Here is a 23,949-nt window from a genome sequence, read left to right on the forward strand (position 1 = left end):
TCCTGGCCTTCCATTCGATTGATAGAATCCGCGTCGAAAATTTGAGCTGGTACCACGCGTGCCGGCAGTAAACGACCGAGGATTCTGAATGCTGGCTGGCAACGTTGTTCGTTCATTTCTTCTGGCTATAGTCGGTTCGCTTTTTCCTGTTGCTTCTTTTGGCACATCTCATGCCCCATCACTGCTTGAGCTTCTGTCCGATTCCGCCCCAGACCTGAACCCCATTGTATTAAGGCGTGCGGTAACCGCCACTCAATGCGCGATCCGCAACGGTCTTGCTGTTCCCGAGCGTTTGGCGGTGATCGATTTCTCCCGCCCCTCCAGTGAAGAGCGTTTGTGGATCTTTGACCTGGCGGATGGCCGACTCCTGCTTCGTGACCTTGTGGCTCACGGCAAAAACTCGGGGCTGTTCGATTCCACCTCATTTTCCAACGTGGAAGGGAGTCACCAGTCCAGCATTGGTCTCTTTCTGGGTAGCGAGTCGTACTACGGTAAGCATGGATACTCTCTGAGACTCGATGGGCTGGAGCAGGGTTTCAACCATCGTGCCCGGGAGAGGGCGATCGTTATTCACGGTGCGGATTATGTAAGTGACGCGTGGGTCGGTCAGTACGGGCGAGTCGGGCGAAGTCATGGCTGTCCGGCCGTTGACAGACAGGTTATCCAGCAGGTGGTCGATAACCTCAAAGGTGGGCAACTGGTGTTCAAATATTACCCGGATGAGCAGTGGATGGCGGAGTCATCGTTGCTGAATTGTTCGGGCAATGAGGTTGCCGAAGCAACCGTCGAGGACGGCAACTCGGGCTGAGGTTGATTGGTGTTTGATCAGTTTGCTGGCTTTTTCATCAAGTGTTTGCGGCCCCTGGAAGAAAACGAAAAAAACTTTGAGAAAAGTGGTTGACGACCGGCCTGTGATCCGTAGAATACGCCTCCGTTGTCGGCATCAACCGACACGATTTGCGGGAATAGCTCAGTTGGTAGAGCACAACCTTGCCAAGGTTGGGGTCGCGAGTTCGAATCTCGTTTCCCGCTCCAGATTTTTGAAACCCGGCTTCGTATGAAGCCGGGTTTTTTTCGTTTTTGGCGTGCAGGAATCGGCGGGGTGTGTTGACGTCGGATATAATCATGCTCCCTGAAATCCATCGGAGTGGATGAGCTCGCTATGAATGTACAGTCTCTATGGGTCTACCCCGTAAAGTCACTGGCCGGTATCCGTGTTGAGGCGTTGGACCTCGATGATTTCGGTCCAGCTCATGACCGTCGCTGGATGCTGGTGGACGACAATGGGCGTTTTGTCACCCAGCGCGCTCATCCCGAGCTCGCGAAAATCAAAACATCCCTTGCTGCCGGCGAGGTTGGTGTTGAGATACCGGGTTATGGGAGCTTTGCTCTTGAGCCGACTGAAAGGCGATTGGAGGCGGAGGTTTGGGGCGATCGGGTCAACACGGTATTGGGTGCAGAGGAGGCCAGCGCTGCAGTAAGTGCGTTTTGCCAGAGATCACTTCGTTTCGTGTTTATGCCCGAAGATTCGTTTCGCCAGATTGATCCCGATTACGTAACGTCACGGCGCCGTGTTGGCTTTGCCGATGGTTATCCGCTCCTTATTGCCAACCAGGGTTCGCTGGAAGAGCTTAATGGGCGACTCCGGGATCCGGTCGAGATGCGGCGTTTTCGGCCCAATGTGGTGGTTTCCGGCTTCACCGCTTGGCAGGAAGAGCATTGGCGGGAGCTCAGCGTCGGAACTGTCCGTCTTAGTCTGGCGAAACCCTGTTCTCGCTGCGTCATGACGACTGTCGATCCGGAGGTTGGGGTAAAGGACAGTGATGGTCAGCCTCTGAAAACGTTGAGTGGCTATCGGCGGCAAAAGGAAGGTGTGATCTTCGGCATGAACGCTATTCATCAGAGCAGGGGTTGCCTGTCGGTTGGCGATCCGGTTTCAGTCATTGCATAAGGAGTAAGGCGTCCGTGCCTTTGTTAACGCTTGAGTCAATATCGCTTTCTTTCGGGATGCATCCGCTTCTGGATCAGGCCAGCCTGACCGTAGAGCAGGGGGAGCGAGTCTGTCTGCTCGGCAGGAATGGTGAAGGAAAGTCGACTCTGCTGAAGGTGGTGGGCGGCGAAGTGGTTCCGGACGGCGGTGTGGTCAGGCTGGAAGATGGCGCGGTGCTGTCGGTATTGCCACAGAATCTTCCGTCGGACGACACGCGAAGCGCCTACGACGTTGTTGCGGGTGCCTTTCCGGAAACCGGCGATCTGCTCGCGGAATTCCACGGCCTTTCACAAAAGGCGGACGAAGCCAGTCTTGATCGTCTCATGAGGGTTCAGGAGCGCCTCGAGGCACTGGACGGCTGGCGGCTGGATCAGAAAGTGACGACTATTCTCGGCCAGTACGGGATTGATCCGGACCGGACCCTTGACACACTGTCAGGTGGCTGGCAGCGCCGGGTGTTACTTGCCCGTGCACTGGTTGCTGAACCTGACATCCTGCTGCTGGATGAGCCTACGAACCATCTCGACGTACCCGCCATCGCCTGGCTCGAGGACGCGTTAAGTCAGTTTCGCGGAGCGATCCTGTTCGTGAGTCACGACCGGGCGTTTATCCGTCGAATCGCGACCCGGATAGTGGAGCTGGACCGCGGGCAGTTGGTCAGTTTTGCCGCAACCTATGACCGGTATCTCGACCTCAAAGCGAAGGCGCTTGAGGAGGAAGAGCGACAGAACGCGCTCTTTGATAAGCGTCTCAAGCAGGAGGAGGCGTGGATCCGGCAGGGAATCAAGGCCCGGCGCACCCGGAATATGGGGCGTGTTCGCGCATTGAGAGCCATGCGCGAGGAGCGGCGCCAGCGTCGGGAACGTACCGGTAACGCCAGCTTTGCGGTTGAGGATGCCTCGCGCTCAGGCAATCTGGTGGTCGAAGCTCACGGCGCAGGTTTTGGTTATGCCGGCCAAACCACCATCATCCGCAATCTGGAGTTGCCAGTTCGTCGGGGCGACAAGATCGGCCTGGTAGGTGAAAACGGGACTGGTAAGACGACCCTGGTGAGGCTCCTGTTGGGCGGCCTGGAGCCCACCGAAGGTCGGATTCGGCTGGGTACCAATCTGGAGGTTGCCTATTTCGATCAGCTCCGGGAGGAACTGGATTTAACCAGAAACGCCCTGGATAACCTGTCCGAAGGCCGGGAGTTCATCGAAATCAATGGGCGTAACAAGCATGTCCTCGGCTACCTGCAGGAGTTCCTGTTTACACCGGAGCGGGCGCGCTCTCCGGTCCGCGTGTTCTCGGGCGGGGAGAGGGCCCGGTTGCTGCTTGCAAAACTGTTCAGTAAACCGGCTAATGTGCTGGTTCTCGACGAGCCAACCAACGATCTTGACGTGGAAACCCTGGAGTTGCTTGAAGAGCAGTTGGCTGAATTCAAGGGCACGGTCATTGTTATCAGTCACGACCGGGAATTTCTGGATAACGTGGTGACGGAAACGCTCTTTCTGGATGGTTCCGGCGAGGTCCGGTCGTTTGTCGGTGGCTACAGTGACTGGCGTCATCAGGGAGGACGGTTCCCCTCAGAGAGCAGTGGCAATCGTCCTGATCGTCAGGACGTGGCGAAGACTGAAAAAACGCAGCCTAAAAAGGCCGATATCAAGTCCGGTTCTGAGCAAAAGCGCACAAAGCCGGCAACTGGAAAACTTAGTTACAAACTGAAACTGGAGCTCGAGCAACTGCCCGCCAAAATTGAGGCATTGGAACAGGAAGTCGCTGAACTTGAAGGTACAATCGCCAAGGCTGATTTCTATTCAGGGCCACCGGATGAGGTGTCTGGGACTCTTGAAAACCTGACAGAAAAGCAGGTATCTCTGGAGGCGGCGATCGAAAGGTGGATGGAGCTCGAGGAGCAACAGAATAAATGAATGTAAAGTACCGCTTTGAGTTTCAGGGTGGCCGGACCGTTGAATTCGCTGTTTCCGATCATCCCGAAGTTCCTCCCGGCAAGCAGCCGGCGTGGGCCAGGCTGGAGCATTGCAAGTGCTCAAATTGCCCTCTTAAGTCTGGCGCCATGGAATACTGTCCGGCCGCAGCGGAGATTCAGCCAGTCGTCGAGGCCTTCCAGGCCGACAATGCGTTCGACAAGGTTCATGTTGAAGTTACTGATGATCGCCGCAGCTATTCCAAGGACACCACGCTTGAAGAGGCTCTTCGGTCCCTCATGGGGCTAAAGATGGCAACCAGTGGGTGCCCGGTGCTGAGTGAGCTCAAACCCATGGCCATTCATCACCTGCCTTTCGCCAGCTCCGATGAATTTATTGCGCGCAGTGTTTCCCATTACCTGTTGCAGCAATATTTTGCCAAGCGGAACCACCGTGAGCCCGATTGGGAGCTCAGAGGTCTGGTTGAGCGCAACCGGCGATTACAGTTGGTTAACCAGGCTTTGTGGCAGCGCATTCACTCGGTCTGCAAGGGGGACAGTAACCTGAAGGCACTGCTTAACTTTTTCTCGATGGCTTCGAGCGTCAGTTTCTCGCTGGAAACCCAGCTTAGGAAGCTTGAGGGGAAGATGACCGTGGAAGGGTGATCAGAGTTTGCCCGGCGTTAGGTAATGATGAGCCGGGGTACCCATATGGGCGCTCCGGCTTTTTCTTTATTCCTGCTCGATTCTCACGGCCAGTACATCGCATTCGCTGCCATGCAATACGCCGTTCGCTGTCGATCCCAGCAATAACTGAAACCCCTTCCTTCCATGACTTCCAACCACGACCAGGTCGCCGTCCATTTCCTTGGCAAGCCGGTGGATTTCTGATTCCGGACGGCCTACCGTCACGATTTGCTGATCCTTGCCAACGCCGTATTCCTCGCCGTAGGCGGCCAGTTGGTCGTGCGCGGCCTTGTCCAGCTGGTCCTGGAGTTCTGTGAGGTCCATGGGGATATCGCCGCCGTAAGCATAGCCAACCGGCTCGACCACATGAACCAGGGTAAGCTGGGCGCCGTGGGTCTGTGCCAGTGACTGCGCTTTTTTGAGAACCTGTGGAGCTTCTTCGGTCAGGTCGATGGCAACCAGAATGTTTTTGTAGGTGGACATCGCGTCACTCCTTCGTCTGCGTGGATAGGCTCTGGATAATACGTCCAATGTATCTCAGAAAGTGTAGCGGGAAACTGATGCGTATCAATAAAGATGGGTGATGGAAATCAAGCCTGACGGGTAGTTAGGGCCGTCAGGCTTGCAAGGATCAGGCTTTGTTCTGTAGCAGTTCGATCGTGGTTGAGAGGCCTTCGATAATGCCTTTTGAATAGCGATCGATAATAAAGCTGACGTTACGGTCGTTGAAGTTGATGTAGGAGCCGCGAATGAATTCCCACTTAGAGGAAACATTCTGGATGGTTTCCTCTACGGCGTCTTCGTTGTCTCCGCGGGTGACCACTGCCAACAGTTGGTCGAATTCGCGGGCTTGCTCATCGAGGGGCTTCTCGGTTTCGGCACCCTGGAATGTCTGGTACACCGAGGAGTTGGAGCGGGCCGAATACTTCGCCATCATTTGTGCCATCATGACGGACGCTGACCGTGCAGCTTCGACGCGAGGGTTGTTCCCGGTTTGAGTGCTTTCCTGGGAAATGGAATACAGCTCCGTGGCGATGTCATTCATTGTCAGGGCCTGGTTGGCCATGTCTGACACCAGGCGGAGGTCCGGGTAGCCGGTTTTCCGAACATCATTCACATTGCTTCGCATCAGATTCTTGAAGCTGTCAAACTCCTGATTCAAAGACTCAATCTGCTCTTCGGTCAGAATGCCGCTGGTGCTTTCGATAACGGCGTTCATGGCATCGTTGGCACCATTGATGGCAGCAACGATTTCATTCAGGGTTTCGGTATCTCCGCTGGCGCTGAACCGGTAGTAAGCGTCCATCGCCATATAGTTGTTAATCCGGAATTCATGAAGATTGGCAAGGAAGTTACCAGCGGTTTCCTGAGCACGGGCGCCCATGGATGCAAATACAAGCAGTACCAAGGCAACAACCAGGGAGCGGACCTGGAGGCGAGAGTCTTTCATCGGATAAGTCTCCGTAATGCTGTTTTATTATTGTGAACCACAACTCGTTCTCCGAAGTTAAAGTAACTGGGCTGGCCAATCAAGCAATTTTGCCGCCTCAACCCTTGTGAGTAGTCAACAAGTATAAGAAGAAGGACCATTGAGTGGATTTTATTCAGGTTTACTCTGTTACACTCCTTCGAGCTCGGTAGATTGCCTGTCCAGAGGTGCTGATGCCAGAGCTTCCAATCCGGCCTCTGGGGCCAGCGGGAGGGTTACCGGAATACTCTCAAATCACAAATTTCCCTGAAGAAACAAATTGACAAATGGCCGATTTTTTTTCATCGTGTGCCATCGCGATTCAAACGACTGTATGAATTTTGGGTCGGATAATCGGGCAGTGACAGAATTCTCGCTGCACAGACACCTCCCTGGCTGCGACCTGGAACCGTAGTCGGGGAAGCTGGAAGCAGTTCCAAACACAGACTGGAGATCAGTTGATGATTTACGAAGGTAAAGCCATCACGGTTAAAGAGATCGAAGGCGGGATCGCTCAGTTGAACTTTGACTTGCAGGGCGAGTCAGTGAACAAGTTCAACCGTCTCACTATTGAAGAGCTCGGCGCCGCGACTGACGCACTTAAAGCACAGAAGAACCTGAAGGGTCTGGTGGTAACCAGCTCAAAGGACAGCTTCATTGTTGGTGCTGACATTACTGAATTCACCGAGTTGTTTGCCGGTTCCGAAGAGGATCTCGTTGCAAACAACCTCAAGGCCAACGAGGTGTTCAGCGCAGTTGAAGACCTGCCGTTCCCGACCGTGACCGCTATTAACGGCATCGCGCTGGGCGGTGGCTTTGAAATGTGCCTGTCCACCGACTACCGGGTGATGGACAAGAAGGCCAAGGTTGGTCTGCCGGAAGTGAAGCTGGGCATCTTCCCGGGTTTTGGCGGTACTGTCCGCCTGTCCCGTCTGGTTGGCGTGGATAACGCTGTTGAGTGGATCTGTGGCGGCACCGAAAACCGTGCTGACGCCGCTCTGAAGGTAGGCGCTGTCGATGCGGTTGTTGAATCTGACAAGCTGTTGGACGCCGCCGTTGCCATTATTAACCAGTGCAACGAAGGCAAGCTTGACAACGAAGCTCGCCGTGAAGAGAAGAAGGGCAAGATCAAGCTGAATGCCATGGAAAGCATGATGGCGTTCGAAATTTCAAAGGCGTTTGTTGCTGGCAAAGCGGGTCGTAACTATCCGGCTCCGGTAGAGGCCATCAAGGTCATGCAGAAGCATGCCGGCATGACTCGCGACAAGGCGATCGAAGTGGAAGCCAAGGGCTTTGCCAAGATGGCCAAGACCAACGTTGCGGCGTGTCTGGTTGGCCTGTTCCTGAACGACCAGGCGCTCAAGAAGAAGGCCTCTGCGTGGGAAAAAGAAGCTTCCAAGGTTGATCTGGCTGCCGTACTGGGTGCTGGCATCATGGGTGGTGGTGTGGCATATCAGTCCGCACTGAAAGGCACCCCGATTGTCATGAAGGACATCAACCAGGACGGCATCAAGCTCGGCCTGAATGAGGCCAAGAAGCTGCTGGCCAAGCGTGTGTCCAAGGGTAAGATGGACGCCAACAAGATGGCGGACGTGCTCAACAACATTACTCCGACCCTCAACTACGGCGACTTCAAGAGTGTCGACCTGGTTGTTGAGGCGGTTGTTGAGAACCCGAAGGTTAAAGACGCTGTCCTGCGTGAAACCGAAGATGCGGTTCGCGAAGACGCTATCCTGACCTCCAACACCTCTACTATTTCCATCAATCTGCTGGCGAAGAACCTGAAGCGTCCGGAAAACTTCTGTGGTATGCACTTCTTCAACCCGGTGCACATGATGCCGCTGGTTGAGGTTATTCGTGGCGAGAAGACCTCCGATCGCGCCATTGCTACCACCGTGGCTTACGCCAAGGCGATGGGCAAGACTCCGATCGTTGTTAACGACTGCCCGGGCTTCCTGGTTAACCGTGTTCTGTTCCCTTACTTCGGCGGCTTTGCCGGCCTGGTTCGTGACGGCGCGGACTTCCAGAAGATCGACAAGGTAATGGAAAAGTTTGGCTGGCCGATGGGTCCTGCGTACCTGCTTGACGTTGTCGGCATGGATACCGCCAAGCACGCCAACGAAGTGATGGCCGAAGGCTTCCCGGATCGCATGAAGGACGAGAACAAGTCCGCTATCGATGTGATGTTCGAGAATAACCGTTACGGTCAGAAGAACAACGTTGGTTTCTACAAGTACGAGACCGACAAGCGTGGCAAGCCGAAGAAGGTTGTCGACGAAGAAACCTACAAGCTGATTGAGCCTGTGGTTCAGGGTAAGAAGGACTTCGAGGAAGAAGACATTATCGCTCGCATGATGATTCCTCTGTGTCTGGAAACCGTACGCTGCCTGGAAGACGGCATTGTTGAAGACCCGGCCGATGCGGATATGGGTCTGATCTACGGCATCGGATTCCCTCCGTTCCGTGGTGGCGCCCTGCGTTACATCGACGACATGGGTGTCGACAAGTTCGTCGAACTGGCAGACAAGTATGCAGATCTGGGTCCTCTGTACCACCCGACCGAGAAGCTGCGTGAAATGGCCAAGACTGGCAAAAAGTTCTTTGGCTAACCCTGAACGAGATTTCCGAACGGAGAAAGATCTATGAGCCTTAATCCGAGAGACGTTGTCGTCGTCGATTGCGTGCGGACTCCGATGGGTCGTGCCAAGAATGGTTGCTTCCGTAATGTGCGTGCAGAGACTCTGTCCGCCGCGCTTATCGATGCACTGTTCGAGCGCAACCCTGAGCTCAACCCGAAAGAAGTAGAAGACGTGATCTGGGGCTGTGTAAACCAGACTAAAGAGCAGGGCTTCAACGTGGCGCGGCAGATTTCATTGCTGACCAAGATTCCTCACGAGTCTGCAGCCCAGACCGTCAACCGTCTTTGTGGCTCTGCCATGACGGCTATCCACACTGCCGCCCAGGCCATCATGACCGGCAACGGTGATGTGTTCATGGTCGGTGGTGTTGAGCACATGGGTCATGTACCCATGACCGAAGGCTTTGACCACAACCCGGCTGCGTCCAAGTACTCTGCCAAGGCGTCCAACATGATGGGCCTGACCGCAGAAATGCTGGCCAAAATGCACGGCATCAGCCGTCAGCAGCAGGATGAGTTTGGCGCACGGTCTCACCAGAAAGCCCACGAAGCGACCCTGGAAGGCCGTTTCAAGAATGAAATCGTGCCCATCGAAGGTCACGACGAGAATGGCTTCAAGGTGTTGATCGAGCAGGACGAGACCATTCGTCCGGAGACTACGGTTGAGTCTCTGGGGCAGCTGCGTCCGGCGTTCGATCCGAAGAACGGTACCGTAACTGCCGGTACATCCTCCCAGTTGACAGACGGCGCGGCGGCCATGCTGCTGATGTCCGCAGAGCGCGCTGAAGCCCTGGGCCTGAAGCCGATCGCCAAGATCCGCTCCATGGCTGTGGCTGGTTGCGATCCCGCGATCATGGGTTATGGCCCGGTTCCGGCGACCAAAAAAGCGCTCAAGCGTGCAGGCCTGAAAGTTGAAGACATCGACTTCTGGGAACTGAACGAAGCGTTTGCGGGTCAGTCCCTGCCGGTTCTGAAGGACCTGAAGCTGCTGGACGTTATGGAAGAGAAGGTTAACCTGAATGGCGGTGCGATTGCCCTGGGGCATCCGCTGGGCTGTTCCGGTGCACGTATCTCCACAACCCTGCTGAACGTTATGCGTGACAAGGGCGGTAAGCTTGGTGTTTCCACCATGTGTATCGGCCTTGGGCAGGGTATCGCCACCGTTTGGGAACTGGTTTAAGTCTCCCGGCGGTAGTGGTGATATGTTAAAAGAAGGCCCGGCATAAAGCCGGGCCTTCTTTATTTGGGAATTGCGAAAAAAAGCCGATCGTAAGTGAAAGAATGGGTTGTCTTGCTATTCTTGACCCTGTAAAACAGGGGGCCTATATGATGTTGGCAAGCTGTTTGTTTTCTAGCCGATTGATTTTTCAACGAGTTTACGGTCCGCTGATTTGCCGACTGTTTTTCGCCAAGGATACAGATCTCTGCTATGGGTAAAAGTCTCGTAATTGTCGAGTCGCCAGCGAAAGCGAAGACCATCAATAAGTACCTGGGCTCAGATTTTATTGTTAAGTCCAGTGTGGGCCACATTCGGGATCTTCCTGTCAGCGGCGGTGGATCCCAGACAGACCCGAAGGAACGAGCCCGCCAGGCGGCGCTGACGCGCAAGATGAGTCCCGAAGAAAAGGAAGCTCACAAGAAGCGTAAGGCCCGTGAGCAGCTGGTAGCCCGGATGGGGGTTGACCCGGACCAGGACTGGTCCGCCCGATACGAGATTCTGCCTGGCAAGGAAAAAGTCGTCAGCGAGCTCAAGCGTCTGGCAAAGTCTGCCGATCACGTCTATCTCGCAACGGATTTGGACCGCGAGGGGGAGGCCATTGCGTGGCACCTTCAGCAGACCATCGGTGGTGAGCCCGACAAGTATCGTCGTGTCGTGTTTAACGAAATCACCAAGCGAGCTATCAAGGAAGCGTTCAATGATCCGGGTTCGGTGGACGTTAACCGTGTGAACGCCCAGCAGGCTCGCCGGTTCCTCGATCGGGTCGTGGGGTACATGGTATCGCCACTGCTGTGGGCCAAAATCGCTCGGGGCCTTTCGGCCGGCCGGGTGCAGTCTGTCGCCGTTCGCCTGATCGTTGAGCGGGAAAAAGAGATCCGGAAATTCGTTCCGGAAGAATTCTGGCAGATGCACGCGGATCTGGCCTCGAAGCAGGGAAATCGCCCGGTTCGCTTCGAGGTCACCAAATACAGTGACAAGGCCTATCGGCCTACTAATGAAGCCGAGAGTACCGCGCACCTGGAGCGCCTCAAAGCCGGTGACTTCAAGGTAGCAAAGCGAGAGGATAAGCCGACCCGCTCACGTCCGTCAGCGCCGTTCATCACCTCAACCCTGCAGCAGGCAGCGAGCAACCGGATGGGTTTCAGCGTCAAGAAGACAATGATGCTGGCCCAGCGCCTGTATGAAGCGGGTTTCATTACCTACATGCGTACTGACTCCACCAACCTGAGCCAGGATGCTGTAACCGGATGTCGGGATTTCATTAAAGACCAGTTTGGCGACCGGTACCTTCCGGAAACGCCACGCGTCTACGGCAGCAAGGAGGGCGCACAGGAGGCCCACGAGGCGATTCGTCCAACGGACGTGAGCCGGCGATCCGCTGACATCACTGGTTTGGAAAAGGACGCAGAGAAGCTCTATGAGTTGATCTGGCGTCAGTTTGTCGCCTGCCAGATGGCGGATGCGGAATTCTTAAGCACCTCGATCATGGTTGCCAATGGTGATTACGAATTGCGCACACGCGGTCGCATCATCAAATTTGATGGTTTCTTGAAGGCCGCTCCGCAAGCCAAGAAAGACGAAGATATCGCCTTGCCTGACATCAAGGTCGATGAGGTCCTTGGTCTGGAAAAACTGGAACCAAGCCAGCACTTTACCAAGCCAGCGCCCCGTTACACGGAAGCCAGTCTCGTCAAGGAGCTGGAAAAGCAGGGCATCGGCCGGCCGTCTACTTACGCGTCCATCATCTCAACCATTCAGGATCGCGGTTACGTTCGACTTGAAAGTCGCCGTTTCTACGCGGAGAAGATGGGTGAGATCGTCAATGAGCGCCTGTCGGAGTCCTTCCCGAATCTGATGGATTACGATTTCACCGCCAAAATGGAAGATGAGCTGGACGAGATCGCCGAGGGGGATGTTGACTGGAAAAAGGTGCTCAACGACTTCTACGGAAAGTTCCGCTCTCAACTTGAAACGGCTGAAGGTGCTGGTGACGGTGGAATGCGGGCCAATACCCCGACCGAAACCGATATTCCGTGTCCTACCTGTGGTCGTAACATGCAGATTCGGGTTGCCAGCACGGGTGTATTCCTGGGTTGCTCCGGCTATGCGTTGCCGCCCAAAGAGCGCTGCAAGACCACCATTAATCTTGTCTCAGGCGATGATGTTGTGGCTGCTGATGATGACGTGGAAGGCGAGGGCGAGACTCGTTTGCTGCGCATGAAACGGCGGTGTCCAAAGTGCGGTACGGCCATGGACAGTTATCTGGTGGATGAGGGGCGCAAGCTGCACATCTGTGGTAATAACCCGGACTGTTCGGGTTACGAGGTGGAGAAAGGCACCTTCCGCATAAAAGGCTACGACGGCCCCACGCTCGATTGCGATAAGTGCGGATCTGAAATGCAGCTGAAAACCGGGCGTTTCGGCAAGTATTTTGGCTGTACCAACGCAGACTGCAAAAATACTCGCAAGCTTCTGAAAAATGGCGAGCCTGCACCGCCCAAAATGGATCCGGTACCCATGCCTGAGCTGCAATGTCAGAAAGTGGACGATACCTACGTGCTGCGAGACGGTGCGTCCGGGCTGTTCCTGGCCGCGAGTAAGTTTCCGAAGAATCGGGAGACTCGACCGCCACTGGTGAAGGAAATTCTGCCGCACCGGAAGGAGATTGATCCCAAGTACTCGTTCCTGTTCGAGGCGCCTGCGGCGGATCCCGAGGGAAATCCCACGGTGATTCGCTACAGCCGGAAGCTCAAGGAGCAGTACGTCATGTCCGAGAAGGATGGCAAGGCCACCGGTTGGACAGCGCACTACCGTGACGGTAAGTGGGTTCCCAAGAGCAAATAATTGATGTGTCATAGAAAAGGGGGCAGGTGACTGCCCCCCCTTTTTTATTACATCGGAATTCAGACAGGCGCTTTTGCCGAGTCCTTCATCGTGCTGGCCAGAACAGTATAGGTTTGCGTCCAGGCCTCTTTACACTCGGGTGTGAAGTCGTCACCAAGGCCCTGTTCCAGAGTCCAGAGCAAGGCGCCGCCGACTGTGTCGTAGTCCGCGTCCTTAACACCATAACCGACATGTCGTACACCCAGTTGCTGTACGGCTGGCACAATGTCGTCCAGTCGACCAAGACTGTTGACGGCCACCCCGATCATTTTCATCAGTTTCTGGCCCTGTTCCGTCATGTCACCTTTAAACAGTGGCTTAAGCTGCGGGTCCATTTCGAACAGTTTGCTGTAGAACATCGCCGCTGCCTGATCGGCTATCGGAGCGACCTTTGCAAAAGACTCCTGAACGAGTGTGATTTGCTGTGCGTTCATATCTATGCCTCTTGGTTGGGCGAGCGTTTAGGTTTTCGGTAACGGCAGACGGATAACGACGCCGCCCATGACCTCGCCGATTTCAAAGTCACTGCGAGGCGAGTCTTTGTGATCGTTATGGCACGAGGTGCATGCCGGCGATACGGCGACGTCTGGATAGACGGCGGTGAAGTACGTGGTGTCACCCAGGGTTTCCTCACCGTAGAAGTTCTGGCCCGGATTATCGGCGATGAACTGGAGGCCCTCCTTTTCTACATCGGTTTTTGGGGCGTTCTGCTTGTTCACTGGCCACAGAGACTGCAGTGAGTATGTGAAGGTGTCGGTTACCTCGGCAACGCCTTCCGCACCGTAACGGAACATCTGTGCGGGCAGAGGTGCGGAACCTTCCATATCCTCCCAGTGCTCATTGGGCTTGATGGCGTCAGCCCCATTAGGGCCGAGGCGCTGAACGATAAGTTTGGTGTAGTTTGCCCGGTCCGAGTTCATCACAGCAAACAGGGAATCTGTGAACACCTCCGGGGCAATGCCGGTTTTGGCTGGCTCCTCCGAGCCTCCGCAACCTCCGAGCAGTGAGGTTGCGAGCAGGGCGCTGGCGGTTAATCCTTTCTTCATGGTCTCTCTCCATTTTTACGGGGTGGTGTTGCTTGGTTCAATCCGATCCAGGGCCATGTCGATGCTCTGAATGTGGGTTGCCGGCAGGCCTGTGAAGTTGGACTGAATAAGATCCTCGGATGCCAGTGCATCGAGGGAGAAGCCCAAACCGTGGCAATGCATGCACGTGGTTCGGATCATTTTTTCGTTGGGGCGCAGGGTATTGTTCTGGTTGTGGTCTACCCGAACGATGGTGTTACTGAACTGCTTGTATTCGGTTCGCGGCAGGTGGCAGGTGGCACAGCTGACCGCTTCTTCCCGGGAAACCCCGCCCTCAAGGAAACTGACCCACGTGTCGTGATGGGGCGACTGCTCAAAGGCCAGTGTGTGATCGTCGTTGTGGCAGCCAAGACACGCCTCAACGGCGGCAGTGGTGGTGTTTTGCTCGTGTGGGGAATGGCAGCTGTTGCACGTCAGTTCCTTATGTGACGCATTTTCTTTCATGGGGAGCCGGGCCTGGGCTGGTGTCATGGGAGGCAGGTCCTGGGCCAGCCTCATTCCGTGTCGTCCTGCCAGAAAACCCTTGGCCTCTGATTCGTGGCAGGTGGCGCAGACCTCGGTGCCTGGCTGGTCCGCCCAGGCTTCGTCAGTATCGGGTTGATGGCAGTTGACGCAGCCAACGTCCGCGGCACCGTGAGCGCTGCTCGTCCATTGTTCATGAGCTTCCTGCCAGCCTTGTTGCTTTAACGTTTCCCCTGACGCAGGTTGATAAGGCGACCAGGAAACACCCGACACCTGTATCAGTTCCTCCATGCTGGTCAACGGGAGCTTTCCGGCAACGATGAGGGCAGGTTCACTTGCGTGTTCCAGCAGGAAGTCCTCATAAAGGGCCTGGTTATCGTGGTAGTTATGGCAACCAGAGGATGCACAGGTTTGGAAGCCCATACCTTCATGGCTAGGGCGTTCATCGGCGATGTCTTCGTGGCAGTAGGCGCAAAAGTCTTGTGGCTGCGTTACGCCCATGAGTCGGGTGGTTTCCGGGGTGTGCTCGCTGTGACAGCTCACGCAGTAGCGGGCATCAATCCGGGCAAGCCGATCGGCATTTCGTGGGTCGGTGAACTTGCTCCTGGGATGGCTGTCCCGGACAGCATCCAGTTCGGCCCCATGACAATCGACACAGGATTGCTGAATGGCTTGCTGGTCGGCAAAAGACTCGGTGTGGCACGCCGAGCACTCCAGTTCAATCTGGAAGTGGCCGAGAGACGTCTGACCCGGCAGGAAGTGTGGTTTTTGGCTTTCCGCAAACAACTCGTAACCCAGCACCCCCGACAGTACGAGGGTGGAGATTAGCCAGAGGAACCAAAGTGATTTTGTACTCATATCGCGCCCTAGAAGTAATACACCGACACAATGTGGAATCCGAGCAACACAGGTAGAGGCCATGCAAGGTATAGATGCAGGCCAGCTAACCGGCGTTTCCAGGCCTTGAAGTGAACGCTCTGAACGCGAGGCTCAAGTGCGACCAGCAGGGACGTGATACCGCCCAGTGTGATCAGCGCAATGGCACAGGAAAGCAGGGTAAAGTTCAGGTTGGTACTCGGTTGCAGACCGGTATGAACTAACAGAAGCAAGGCCATGGAGAGCGTCAGGATCAGGTGCAGATTTCGGGCGAGCCTGAAACCCCGAACAAGACGGTTGGGGCCTCGTTTGGCAAGGCTTACGACCATACTGAGCGCAATCAGGCTCAGGAGGCTGTAACCTGTCCATTGGCGTGCAATACCGCTGGTCCAGAGTTTCGGCCATGCCGGGTCGAGTACGCTTTGCTGAACGGGGAAAGCTGGCAGAAAGGAATACAGAACGGCATAGATCAGCGCTGTGAGCCCGGCGACGAGGGGAAGTTTGCTGACCGCTCCCGCTTCGGTTGGGGTTGCGGTCAGTTTTGCAATCAGAGGTTCGCAGGTTCCGCATACCTGGGCCGCACCTGAGGCATTGCAAAGCTCCTGCGCAGTCATCCCGTGTTGCAGGTGGCAGCGAATGTCTGCGGCACTCAGGCGACGGCAATTGCAGAGAACGGCATTATCTGGAAACGTCTGGTTCTCTTGTGCTAGCAGTCGACCCTCCCTGAGAAAGCGCCTGCGTTGCCAGGGGTAGATTCGCGCCTGTTTTGACACCGCATCCTGAAGTTGATGAAATTCTGGCCATTCTCCCGTTCCTGCGGCACCAACCAGTTTTCCGCGGTGCAAGGTGATAACCCTGGAATGTTTGTCGGAGGTGTGATGAAGGGTGCAGTCGATCAGTGCCGGCCCGTAATCACTCACGGATCCGATGCTTTTAACGGGAAGGTCTGAGACCTTGAGGGAGCTGCTGAGTACTGACCCCCGGTAGCTGATATCGGTTCCGGTGAGTCGTCTGGCCAGGGTGGCCGCCTGCTCCAGGCCGGGAGATACAAGACCATATACCTCGCCGTTGTGCTCGCAACATTCCCCGACGGCGTAGATGTCGTCGAATGAGGTCTGCAGGCTGTCGTTTACTTGGATGCCCCGGCCGACGGCGATTCCAGCCTCTCGGGCGAGATTGATGTTGGGGCGAATTCCGGTTGAAAAAATGACCGTATCACAATCCATTTCCTCGCCCAGACGAAGGCGGATCCGTTCCACCCGAGAATCGCCCTCAATCTCAGTGATGGTCGTGTTCAGGCAAAGGTTCAGTCCCTTCGCTTCGAGCGCCCGGTGTAACTGATCGGCGCTGCGAGACTCCAGTTGACGGTTCATCAGAAAGGGGGCGTGATGGATCAGGGTTACCCGTGTGCCATAGCGCATCATGCCCAGGGCAGCTTCGATACCCAGTAGGCCCCCGCCAAGTACAACGCAGTGCCGACTGCGAAAATGTCTGGTTCGAAGCCGCTCCACGTCCTTCATGCTTCGGAACGTGTAAACCCCCGGTAATGCCCGGCCTGATATGGAGGGCACGTGGGGGCTGGAACCCAGCGCAAGTACCAGGGTGCTGTACTGATACGTCAGCCCATTCTGGTCTGTGACTGTCTGGTGTTCCGGGTGAATGGCTACGATTCCGGTCCCGGACTGGAAGCTGACGTTGGAGAGGTTTCCCAGCGGGGAAACTAACGAGTCTGGGGTAACTTTTCCCTGGAGCAGGCTCGATAGGGCGACGCGGTCATAGGGATGGCTTTCTTCCCGACCGAACTGGACGATGGGTCGATCGAAGCCCAGCCGCTTTAACTCTGTCAGCAGGTGAACGCCGACCGGGCCGTTACCAACGATGATGACTGGCGCATCTGGCCGATACCGATTCGGGGCGTGCAGCGCCTGCTGTGCAGGAAATTGTGTGCCCATGTGTTAGGTTCTCGTTCTAACAAAACAAAAAAAGGGTCCACTCCGGTATTCCGGAATGGACCCTTTTGTCCCTGATTCATCGTCCGTGGTACTCAGGTGGCAGCTGCCACAGGTTCAATCATTCGTTAAAATTCTGGTTCGCCTTCATTGGCGAACATTTTGTATACAGCAGCGTGCGTGCCAACGGGAAATAAAACCATTACCTATCAATGGTTTGAATTATTGTTGGCATGAGGAAAAAGAGGCGAGCTACGTCGCCGAGGAGTCAGGATAGGGCAGATAGCGCAGTGACTGCGCTATCCTGGAGCGTGTGGTTACTTTTTGCGTAGCCGCTGGATGAGTGAGGAGGTGTCCCACCGGTTGCCCCCCATTTCTTGTACATCGCCGTAAAACTGGTCTACCAATGCGGTGACAGGAAGGCGGGCGTGAATTCGGCGTGCTTCATCGAGACAGATTCCCAGATCCTTGCGCATCCAGTCGACCGCAAAACCGTGTTCGAACTCGCCCGCAATCATGGTTCCGGAGCGATTTTCCATCTGCCAGCTCTGCGCGGCACCCTTGGAGATAACATCCACCACCTTCGCGGCATCCAGTCCAGCCTGTTCCGCGAAGTGAAGTGCCTCGGACAGCCCTTGTACCAATCCGGCAATGGCAATTTGGTTCACCATTTTGGTTTTCTGGCCGCTGCCTGCCGGCCCCATCAGGTTGACGGCTCTGGCGTAGTGATCCATTACCGGTCTTGCCCGGGCAAAGCTTGATTCGTCCCCGCCGCACATGATCGTCAGCTGTCCGTTTTCGGCACCTTGTTGCCCGCCGGATACCGGGCCATCAATAAAACCCTGACGGTGCTCTGCTGACTTTCTGGCAAGGCGTTCCGCAACGCCTGCTGAGGCGGTGGTGTGATCGATGAGAATGGCGCCTTCGGGTGCGTTGGCGATTATCCCGTCATCGCCCTCGAAAACCTCGATCAGATCTTTATCGGCGCCGACGCAGGTCATGACAAAGTCCACGCCATCGACCGCCTCAGCGATGGTAGAGCAGGCGGTGCCGCCGTATTCTTGGGCCCATTGCTCAGCCTTTGCGGTCGTACGGTTCCACACTCTGACGGAAAGGCCGGCCTTGGCGAGGTGTCCTGCCATGGGGTAGCCCATGACTCCGAGGCCAATGAAGGCTGCAGTAGCTGTCATGCTGATCTCCATTTTCGTTTGTTGTTGGTAGCATAGTCACGAAAAAAAGCCGCTCAATCAAGCGGCTGCATCGAACACTACAAACAACTTTGTTGAGCGGGTGATGGACGGAATCAGGACATGACGTCCAGCTTCTCTGTTGCTTCTCTTAGTACTTTCACCGATTCGGCGTGTTTGCCCTGCTGGTGAAGGGCTTCGCCTTTGTCCCGCATGGCTTTTATTTCCGCTTTGGTTTCATCGTCGAGCTGGCTTGACTCGAGTTTCTGATCAATCTCGCCGACAAGGGCCGGGCATTGGCCGGCAAAAACACTGGCAGAGAACAGGGTCGTAAATACAAGTGTGATGAAAAAACGCATAGGTCATCCCTCTTTGCTGTTGCGCACTTCCAAGCATAGTTGAGAGTGGGGAGGGTTGAGAGGGACTGTTAGGTATTATTTCCGGACAGGATTTTGGTCGCACTAAACAAAAAAAGACCGCTGGGTCAGCGGCCTTTTTAATCATGGTGTTTTCACCGGCGTATTTATTCTGCCGGATAATCGCGCTGGTCGGAACCGGTGTACAACTGGCGCGGACGGCCAATCCGGTAGTTACCGCTGACCATTTCGTTCCAGTGCGAGAACCAGCCGATGGTGCGGGACAGCGCAAAAATAACGGTAAACATGGACGTCGGAATGCCCATCGCTTTCAGAATGATGCCGGAGTAGAAATCCACGTTCGGGTACAGCTTGCGCTGGACGAAGTACTCGTCTTCCAGAGCGATCTTCTCGAGACGCTGGGCGATTTTCAGCAGTGGGTCGTTTTCCAGGCCCAGCTCCTGCAGAACTTCGTGTGCCGTTTCGCGCATAACCTTGGCGCGGGGGTCGAAGTTTTTGTAGACGCGGTGGCCGAAGCCCATCAGTCGGAACGGATCGTCCTTGTCCTTCGCCTTGGCGATGTACTTTTCGATGTTGGATTCGTCACCAATCTCAGCCAGCATGTCCAGTACTGCTTCGTTAGCACCACCGTGTGCCGGCCCCCAAAGGGCGGCGATGCCAGACGCGATGCATGCATAGGGGTTAGCGCCGGTAGAGCCTGCAAGGCGAACCGTAGAGGTTGATGCATTTTGCTCGTGGTCCGCATGCAGGATGAAGATGCGGTCCATGGCCTTGGCCAGCACAGGATTCGGCTTGTACTCCTCGCAGGGCACACCAAACATCATGTACAGGAAGTTCTCTGCGTAGGTCAGGTCGTTACGCGGGTACATGAACGGCTGGCCAATGCTGTATTTGTAACACCAGGCCGCGATGGTCGGCATCTTCGCGATCAAGCGGTGAGCTGTGATGTCACGCTGGTGCTCGTCGGTCACATCCATCTGGTCGTGATAGAACGCAGACAGGGCACCCACTACGCCGCACATGATTGCCATCGGGTGCGCATCACGGCGAAATCCGTGGAAGAAATTGCGCATTTGATCGTGCAGCATGGTGTGGTTTTTGATGGTGCTGTGGAACTGCTGGTTCTCTTCTTTGGTCGGCAGGCGGCCTTTCAGCAGCAGGTAGCACACTTCGAGGTAATCCGAGTGTTCGGCCAGTTGGTCGATCGGATAACCACGATGAAGGAGAACACCGTTGGCGCCATCGATGTAAGTGATGGCTGATTCACAGGCAGCGGTGGATACGAAACCTGGGTCATAGGTGAAAACGCCTTCCTGAACCAGGCCGCGTACGTCGATTACGTCAGGGCCGACGGTGCCAGAATACACCGGTAACTCAATGGATTTTTCTCCCACCGAGAGCGTGGCTTTCCTGTCGGTCATGGGGCTCTCCTATATGGATATGTCAGCGTGTTAGCTTTTATGCATGAAAAAAAGCGCTAAGGAAGGCGCGTATTATCGCAAAACTGGCGGCAAAATATAGGGCGTTGGCTTTTTTTGTCAATGGAAGGGTTTGGAATTCGCCATTTTTTTCGGTTTTGTAAATGCGTATTAGCCCCAATGCGGTTGGTTGCGGGCCTTCAGGTGGGTCAACAGTTCCTGCTCATAGTTTAACCCACTGAATTGGTGGGCAGGAATCCCGTCGCTCGGTTTGTAATTGCGAGGGCTACTCCTTATAATCCGTAGCCCGGAATTAGGGATGCATCTGGTGGAGATGCGGCAATGGCGTCGCTCCAGAGCAAAGGTCATCCTTCCTCCTAAGCCAATCGTATGCCCCCACTGCGCGGGTGTGCTGATCTTCATACCAACTCCGCATCCGGTGTGCCGGAATCGCGGTCATTAAATGAGAGAGTGTGAGAGCGCTGTGAATAACAAACGACCAGTAAATCTCGATCTCGGCAAGTTCCATTTTCCGCTGCCAGCCATTACGTCCATCCTGCATCGCATTAGCGGCATCATTATTTTTGTTGGTGTTGCTTTCATGCTTTACGGATTGCAGCTTTCCCTGTCAGGGGAAGAAGGCTTCAGTCGTATGAATGAACTGCTGGACGGCTTTTTTGCCAAGCTTATTATCTGGGGCATTCTGTCCGCCTTGTTGTATCACCTGGTTGCAGGTATCAAGCACCTGCTCATGGATATGGGTATCGGGGAAGAGCTGGAGACCGGTCGTCTCGCCTCGAAAATCACCATCGTGGTTTCCGTTATTCTCATCGTTATCGCAGGAGTTTGGGTATGGTAAACAGTGTTACCAATCTGGGTCGTAGCGGCGTCTACGACTGGTTGATCCAGCGCGTAACGGCGTATGTTCTTGCGCTCTACACCATCTTTTTGTTGGGTTTCATGCTGACCACCGACGTTACTTACGAATCATGGTCTGCGCTGTTTTCCCAAACCTGGTTCCGGATCTTTACTTTGCTGGCACTGCTGTCCCTCGGGGCGCACGCTTGGGTTGGTCTCTGGACCGTGACCACTGACTACATCAAGGCCGCAGGTGTTCGTTTCCTGGTCCAGGCCGCGTGCGGGCTGACCATGTTTGTGTACGTGGTCTGGGGCATTCAGATTCTTTGGGGGCTTTAATTAATGGCTAATATCAAGACCATTTCTTACGACGCGATTGTTATCGGTGGCGGCGGTGCCGGTATGCGGGCTGCCCTGCAGTTGACCGAATCCGGCGTTAAAACGGCGTGTATCACCAAGGTATTTCCGACTCGTTCGCACACCGTGTCGGCGCAAGGCGGTATCACCTGTGCAATTGCGAGTGCGGACCCCAATGACGATTGGCGCTGGCACATGTACGACACCGTCAAGGGGTCTGACTACATTGGTGATCAGGACGCTATCGAATACATGTGTTCCGTAGGCCCTCAGGCCGTTTTCGAGCTCGAGCACATGGGTCTGCCGTTTTCCCGTACCGAGCAGGGTCGCATCTACCAGCGTCCGTTCGGTGGTCAGTCCAAGGATTATGGAAAAGGTGGTCAGGCTGCCCGTACTTGTGCTGCAGCCGACCGTACCGGTCATGCGCTTCTGCACACTCTTTATCAGGCCAACCTGAAAGGCGGCACGACCTTCCTGAATGAGTGGTATGCCGTTGATCTGGTGAAGAACAGCAAAAACGAAGTGGTTGGTGTAGTTGCCATTGAAATCGAAACCGGTGAAGTGGCCTACATCAAATCCAAGGCGACAGTTCTGGCGACTGGGGGTGCTGGTCGTATCTACGCTTCCACTACCAATGCCCTGATCAATACCGGTGACGGCATCGGTATGGCTCTGCGTGCCGGCTTCCCGATGCAGGACATGGAAATGTGGCAGTTCCACCCGACCGGTATTCACGGTGCGGGCACTCTGGTAACAGAGGGTTGTCGGGGTGAGGGTGGCTACCTGATCAACTCCGAAGGTGAGCGTTTCATGGAGCGTTATGCGCCGAACGCCAAGGACCTCGCTGGTCGTGACGTAGTGGCACGCTCCATGGTTATCGAGATTCTGGAAGGTCGTGGATGTGGTCCGGACAAGGATCACGTGCTGTTGAAGCTGGACCATCTGGGCGAAGAGACTCTGAACCTGCGCCTGCCGGGTATTTGCGAGCTGTCCCGTACCTTTGCGCACGTGGATCCGGTTAAAGAGCCGATCCCGGTTGTGCCTACCTGTCACTACATGATGGGCGGCATTCCGACCAATGTGGGTGGTCAGGCCCTGACTCAGGATGATAACGGCAACGACACGCCGATTCCGGGGCTGTTTGCCTGCGGCGAAGCGGCGTGTGTTTCTGTTCATGGTGCTAACCGCCTGGGCGGTAACTCCCTGCTGGACCTGGTGGTCTTCGGTCGTGCGGCCGGTCTGCATATCGAAGAGCAGCTCCGTAACGGTTTCGAGGTGGACGAAGCGTCTGAAGAAGATATCAAGCGAGCGATGGCGCGTCTTGATCGTCTGGATTCAGCTTCAGAGGGCGAGAGCGTCGCTGAGGTTCGTAAGGACCTGCAGAACGTGATGCAGCTTTACTTTGGTGTGTTCCGTGACGGCGACAGCATGGAAGAGGGCCTGAAGAAACTGGCCGAAATCGGTGAGCGCGTCAAAAAGACCAAGCTGGCTGATACCAGTAAGGCTTTCAACACTGCTCGGATTGAAGCGTTGGAGCTCGACAATCTTTATGAAGTTGCGGTTGCGACTGCTCAATCTGCGTACGAGCGTAAAGAAAGTCGTGGTGCGCATGCTCGAAACGACTTCACCGAGCGTGACGACGAAAACTGGCTGAAGCACTCTCTGTACTTCCCGCTTGAAAAGCGTGTGGGCAAGCGTGATGTGAACTTTGCGCCGAAGACCGTGGATACATTCGAGCCGAAGGTTCGGACTTACTAAGGGGGACGAAAAGTATGTTGGTAAGCCTGTATCGTTATAACCCGGAAACCGATAACGCCCCTTACATGCAGGACGTGAACCTTGAGCTCCCGGAAGGGAAGGATCTCATGGTTCTGGATGTGCTGAACCTGCTCAAGGAAAAGGATCCGACCGTTTCTTACCGTCGCTCCTGTCGTGAGGGTGTTTGTGGTTCCGATGGCATGAATATGAATGGCAAGAATGGCCTGGCCTGTATCACCCCTGTATCGCAGGTGGTGAAGGGCGACAAGCTGGTTCTTCGTCCGTTGCCGGGTTTGCCGGTTATTCGTGACCTGGTGGTGGACATGAACCTGTTCTACCAGCAGTACGAGAAAGTTATGCCGTATCTGGTCAACAATACGCCGGCGCCGGCCATTGAGCGCCTGCAAAGCCCGGAAGATCGTGAGAAGCTGGACGGCCTGTACGAGTGCATTCTCTGCGCGTGCTGCTCTACGTCCTGTCCGTCGTTCTGGTGGAACCCTGATAAGTTTATCGGGCCTGCCGGTCTGCTCCAGGCATACCGTTTCCTGGCCGACAGCCGCGATACTGCCCGGTCAGAGCGCCTTGCGAATCTCGACGATCCGTTCAGCGTGTTCCGTTGCCGGGGAATCATGAACTGTGTAAGCGTTTGTCCGAAGGGGCTGAACCCCACAAGGGCGATTGGTCATATTCGGAATCTTCTGCTGCAGCGGGCTACATAAGCGGCGGAAGTTGGCCTGAGCGCTATACTGTTCGGATTAATATGCACCCTCAGCCCTGCAATGGCGCGGGGCTTTCAACCAAAGGCTTATAGTCAAAGGTCGAACTGGG

Annotated in this window: 20 protein-coding genes and 1 tRNA gene; 12 read left to right on the forward strand and 9 right to left on the reverse strand. The window is 55.3% G+C overall.

Translation table 11 applies throughout. The annotated features are described in order from the left end of the window. Positions 1-88: 88 nt before the first annotated feature. The 5 genes from K8I84_RS14815 to K8I84_RS14835 all read left to right on the forward strand — a co-directional run bounded on the left by K8I84_RS14815 (position 89) and on the right by K8I84_RS14835 (position 4,565). Positions 89-808, forward strand: coding sequence for a murein L,D-transpeptidase catalytic domain family protein (locus tag K8I84_RS14815; RefSeq protein WP_223795549.1), 720 nt, complete (start codon positions 89-91; stop codon positions 806-808). Positions 809-959: 151 nt separating this feature from the next. Then, positions 960-1,035, forward strand: a tRNA-Gly gene (locus tag K8I84_RS14820). Positions 1,036-1,162: 127 nt separating this feature from the next. Next, entirely contained in the window at positions 1,163-1,951 is a 789-nt protein-coding gene (locus K8I84_RS14825) for an MOSC domain-containing protein (protein ID WP_223795550.1), read from the forward strand. A gap of 14 nt (positions 1,952-1,965) precedes the next feature. Further along, positions 1,966-3,903 (forward strand): ATP-binding cassette domain-containing protein, encoded by a 1,938-nt coding sequence (locus K8I84_RS14830; protein WP_223795551.1) that lies wholly within the window; start codon positions 1,966-1,968, stop codon positions 3,901-3,903. Beyond that, positions 3,900-4,565, forward strand: a complete 666-nt coding sequence (locus tag K8I84_RS14835) for a DUF6901 family protein (protein WP_223795552.1) — start codon at positions 3,900-3,902, stop codon at positions 4,563-4,565. The genes K8I84_RS14830 and K8I84_RS14835 overlap by 4 nt, the downstream gene beginning before the upstream one ends. A gap of 66 nt (positions 4,566-4,631) precedes the next feature. On the opposite strand, the gene K8I84_RS14840 is transcribed toward K8I84_RS14835, so the two are convergent. Then, on the reverse strand, positions 4,632-5,069 hold the full coding sequence (locus K8I84_RS14840; RefSeq protein ID WP_223795553.1) for a universal stress protein: 438 nt from the start codon (positions 5,067-5,069) through the stop codon (positions 4,632-4,634). Positions 5,070-5,217: 148 nt separating this feature from the next. Next, positions 5,218-6,036 carry a hypothetical protein gene (locus K8I84_RS14845; RefSeq protein ID WP_223795554.1) on the reverse strand — a complete coding sequence of 273 codons (819 nt, stop codon included), beginning with the start codon at positions 6,034-6,036 and terminating at the stop codon, positions 5,218-5,220. 479 nt (positions 6,037-6,515) lie between these two features. Here K8I84_RS14845 and fadB point away from each other — a divergent pair, with 479 nt between their 5' ends. The 3 genes from fadB to topA all read left to right on the forward strand — a co-directional run bounded on the left by fadB (position 6,516) and on the right by topA (position 12,755). After that, a complete protein-coding gene (gene fadB / locus K8I84_RS14850; protein WP_223795555.1) occupies positions 6,516-8,663 on the forward strand; it encodes a fatty acid oxidation complex subunit alpha FadB in 2,148 nt (715 codons plus the stop codon). A gap of 33 nt (positions 8,664-8,696) precedes the next feature. Continuing rightward, positions 8,697-9,872 carry an acetyl-CoA C-acyltransferase FadA gene (fadA, locus tag K8I84_RS14855; RefSeq protein WP_223795556.1) on the forward strand — a complete coding sequence of 392 codons (1,176 nt, stop codon included), beginning with the start codon at positions 8,697-8,699 and terminating at the stop codon, positions 9,870-9,872. A gap of 249 nt (positions 9,873-10,121) precedes the next feature. Further along, on the forward strand, positions 10,122-12,755 hold the full coding sequence (gene topA, locus K8I84_RS14860; protein ID WP_223795557.1) for a type I DNA topoisomerase: 2,634 nt from the start codon (positions 10,122-10,124) through the stop codon (positions 12,753-12,755). Positions 12,756-12,814: 59 nt separating this feature from the next. Here topA and K8I84_RS14865 read toward each other — a convergent pair whose 3' ends face one another. The 7 genes from K8I84_RS14865 to gltA form a co-directional block, all read right to left on the reverse strand. After that, positions 12,815-13,228, reverse strand: a complete 414-nt coding sequence (locus tag K8I84_RS14865; protein ID WP_223795558.1) for a globin family protein — start codon at positions 13,226-13,228, stop codon at positions 12,815-12,817. A 27-nt stretch (positions 13,229-13,255) separates the two neighbouring features. After that, on the reverse strand, positions 13,256-13,840 hold the full coding sequence (locus tag K8I84_RS14870; protein WP_223795559.1) for a DUF3365 domain-containing protein: 585 nt from the start codon (positions 13,838-13,840) through the stop codon (positions 13,256-13,258). A 15-nt stretch (positions 13,841-13,855) separates the two neighbouring features. Continuing rightward, entirely contained in the window at positions 13,856-15,199 is a 1,344-nt protein-coding gene (locus K8I84_RS14875) for a cytochrome c3 family protein (protein ID WP_223795560.1), read from the reverse strand. 8 nt (positions 15,200-15,207) lie between these two features. Further along, on the reverse strand, positions 15,208-17,169 hold the full coding sequence (locus K8I84_RS14880; protein WP_223795561.1) for an FAD-dependent oxidoreductase: 1,962 nt from the start codon (positions 17,167-17,169) through the stop codon (positions 15,208-15,210). A 314-nt stretch (positions 17,170-17,483) separates the two neighbouring features. Continuing rightward, positions 17,484-18,356 (reverse strand): NAD(P)-dependent oxidoreductase, encoded by an 873-nt coding sequence (locus K8I84_RS14885; protein ID WP_223795562.1) that lies wholly within the window; start codon positions 18,354-18,356, stop codon positions 17,484-17,486. Positions 18,357-18,469: 113 nt separating this feature from the next. After that, positions 18,470-18,712 (reverse strand): hypothetical protein, encoded by a 243-nt coding sequence (locus K8I84_RS14890; protein WP_223795563.1) that lies wholly within the window; start codon positions 18,710-18,712, stop codon positions 18,470-18,472. 164 nt (positions 18,713-18,876) lie between these two features. Continuing rightward, the gene (gene gltA / locus K8I84_RS14895; RefSeq protein ID WP_223795564.1) at positions 18,877-20,151 is read right to left on the reverse strand and encodes a citrate synthase; all 1,275 of its coding nucleotides are present in this window, start codon (positions 20,149-20,151) and stop codon (positions 18,877-18,879) included. Positions 20,152-20,632: 481 nt separating this feature from the next. On the opposite strand from gltA, the gene sdhC reads away from it, so the two are divergent. Genes sdhC through K8I84_RS14915 form a run of 4 tightly spaced genes read left to right on the forward strand, consistent with a single transcriptional unit; the run spans position 20,633 to position 23,840 of the window. Further along, positions 20,633-21,007, forward strand: a complete 375-nt coding sequence (gene sdhC, locus K8I84_RS14900; protein ID WP_302909804.1) for a succinate dehydrogenase, cytochrome b556 subunit — start codon at positions 20,633-20,635, stop codon at positions 21,005-21,007. Further along, a complete protein-coding gene (gene sdhD / locus K8I84_RS14905; RefSeq protein WP_223795566.1) occupies positions 21,001-21,345 on the forward strand; it encodes a succinate dehydrogenase, hydrophobic membrane anchor protein in 345 nt (114 codons plus the stop codon). Before sdhC ends, sdhD begins: the two co-directional genes overlap by 7 nt. A 3-nt stretch (positions 21,346-21,348) precedes the next feature. Beyond that, complete coding sequence (gene sdhA / locus K8I84_RS14910; RefSeq protein ID WP_223795567.1) at positions 21,349-23,121, forward strand: succinate dehydrogenase flavoprotein subunit; 1,773 nt, start codon at positions 21,349-21,351, stop codon at positions 23,119-23,121. 14 nt (positions 23,122-23,135) lie between these two features. Next, entirely contained in the window at positions 23,136-23,840 is a 705-nt protein-coding gene (locus tag K8I84_RS14915) for a succinate dehydrogenase iron-sulfur subunit (RefSeq protein ID WP_223795568.1), read from the forward strand. The last annotated feature ends 109 nt before the right edge of the window (positions 23,841-23,949 follow it).

The sequence above is a fragment of the Marinobacter sp. F4216 genome, assembly GCF_019931195.1.
In the GTDB taxonomy this organism is placed as follows: domain Bacteria; phylum Pseudomonadota; class Gammaproteobacteria; order Pseudomonadales; family Oleiphilaceae; genus Marinobacter; species Marinobacter suaedae.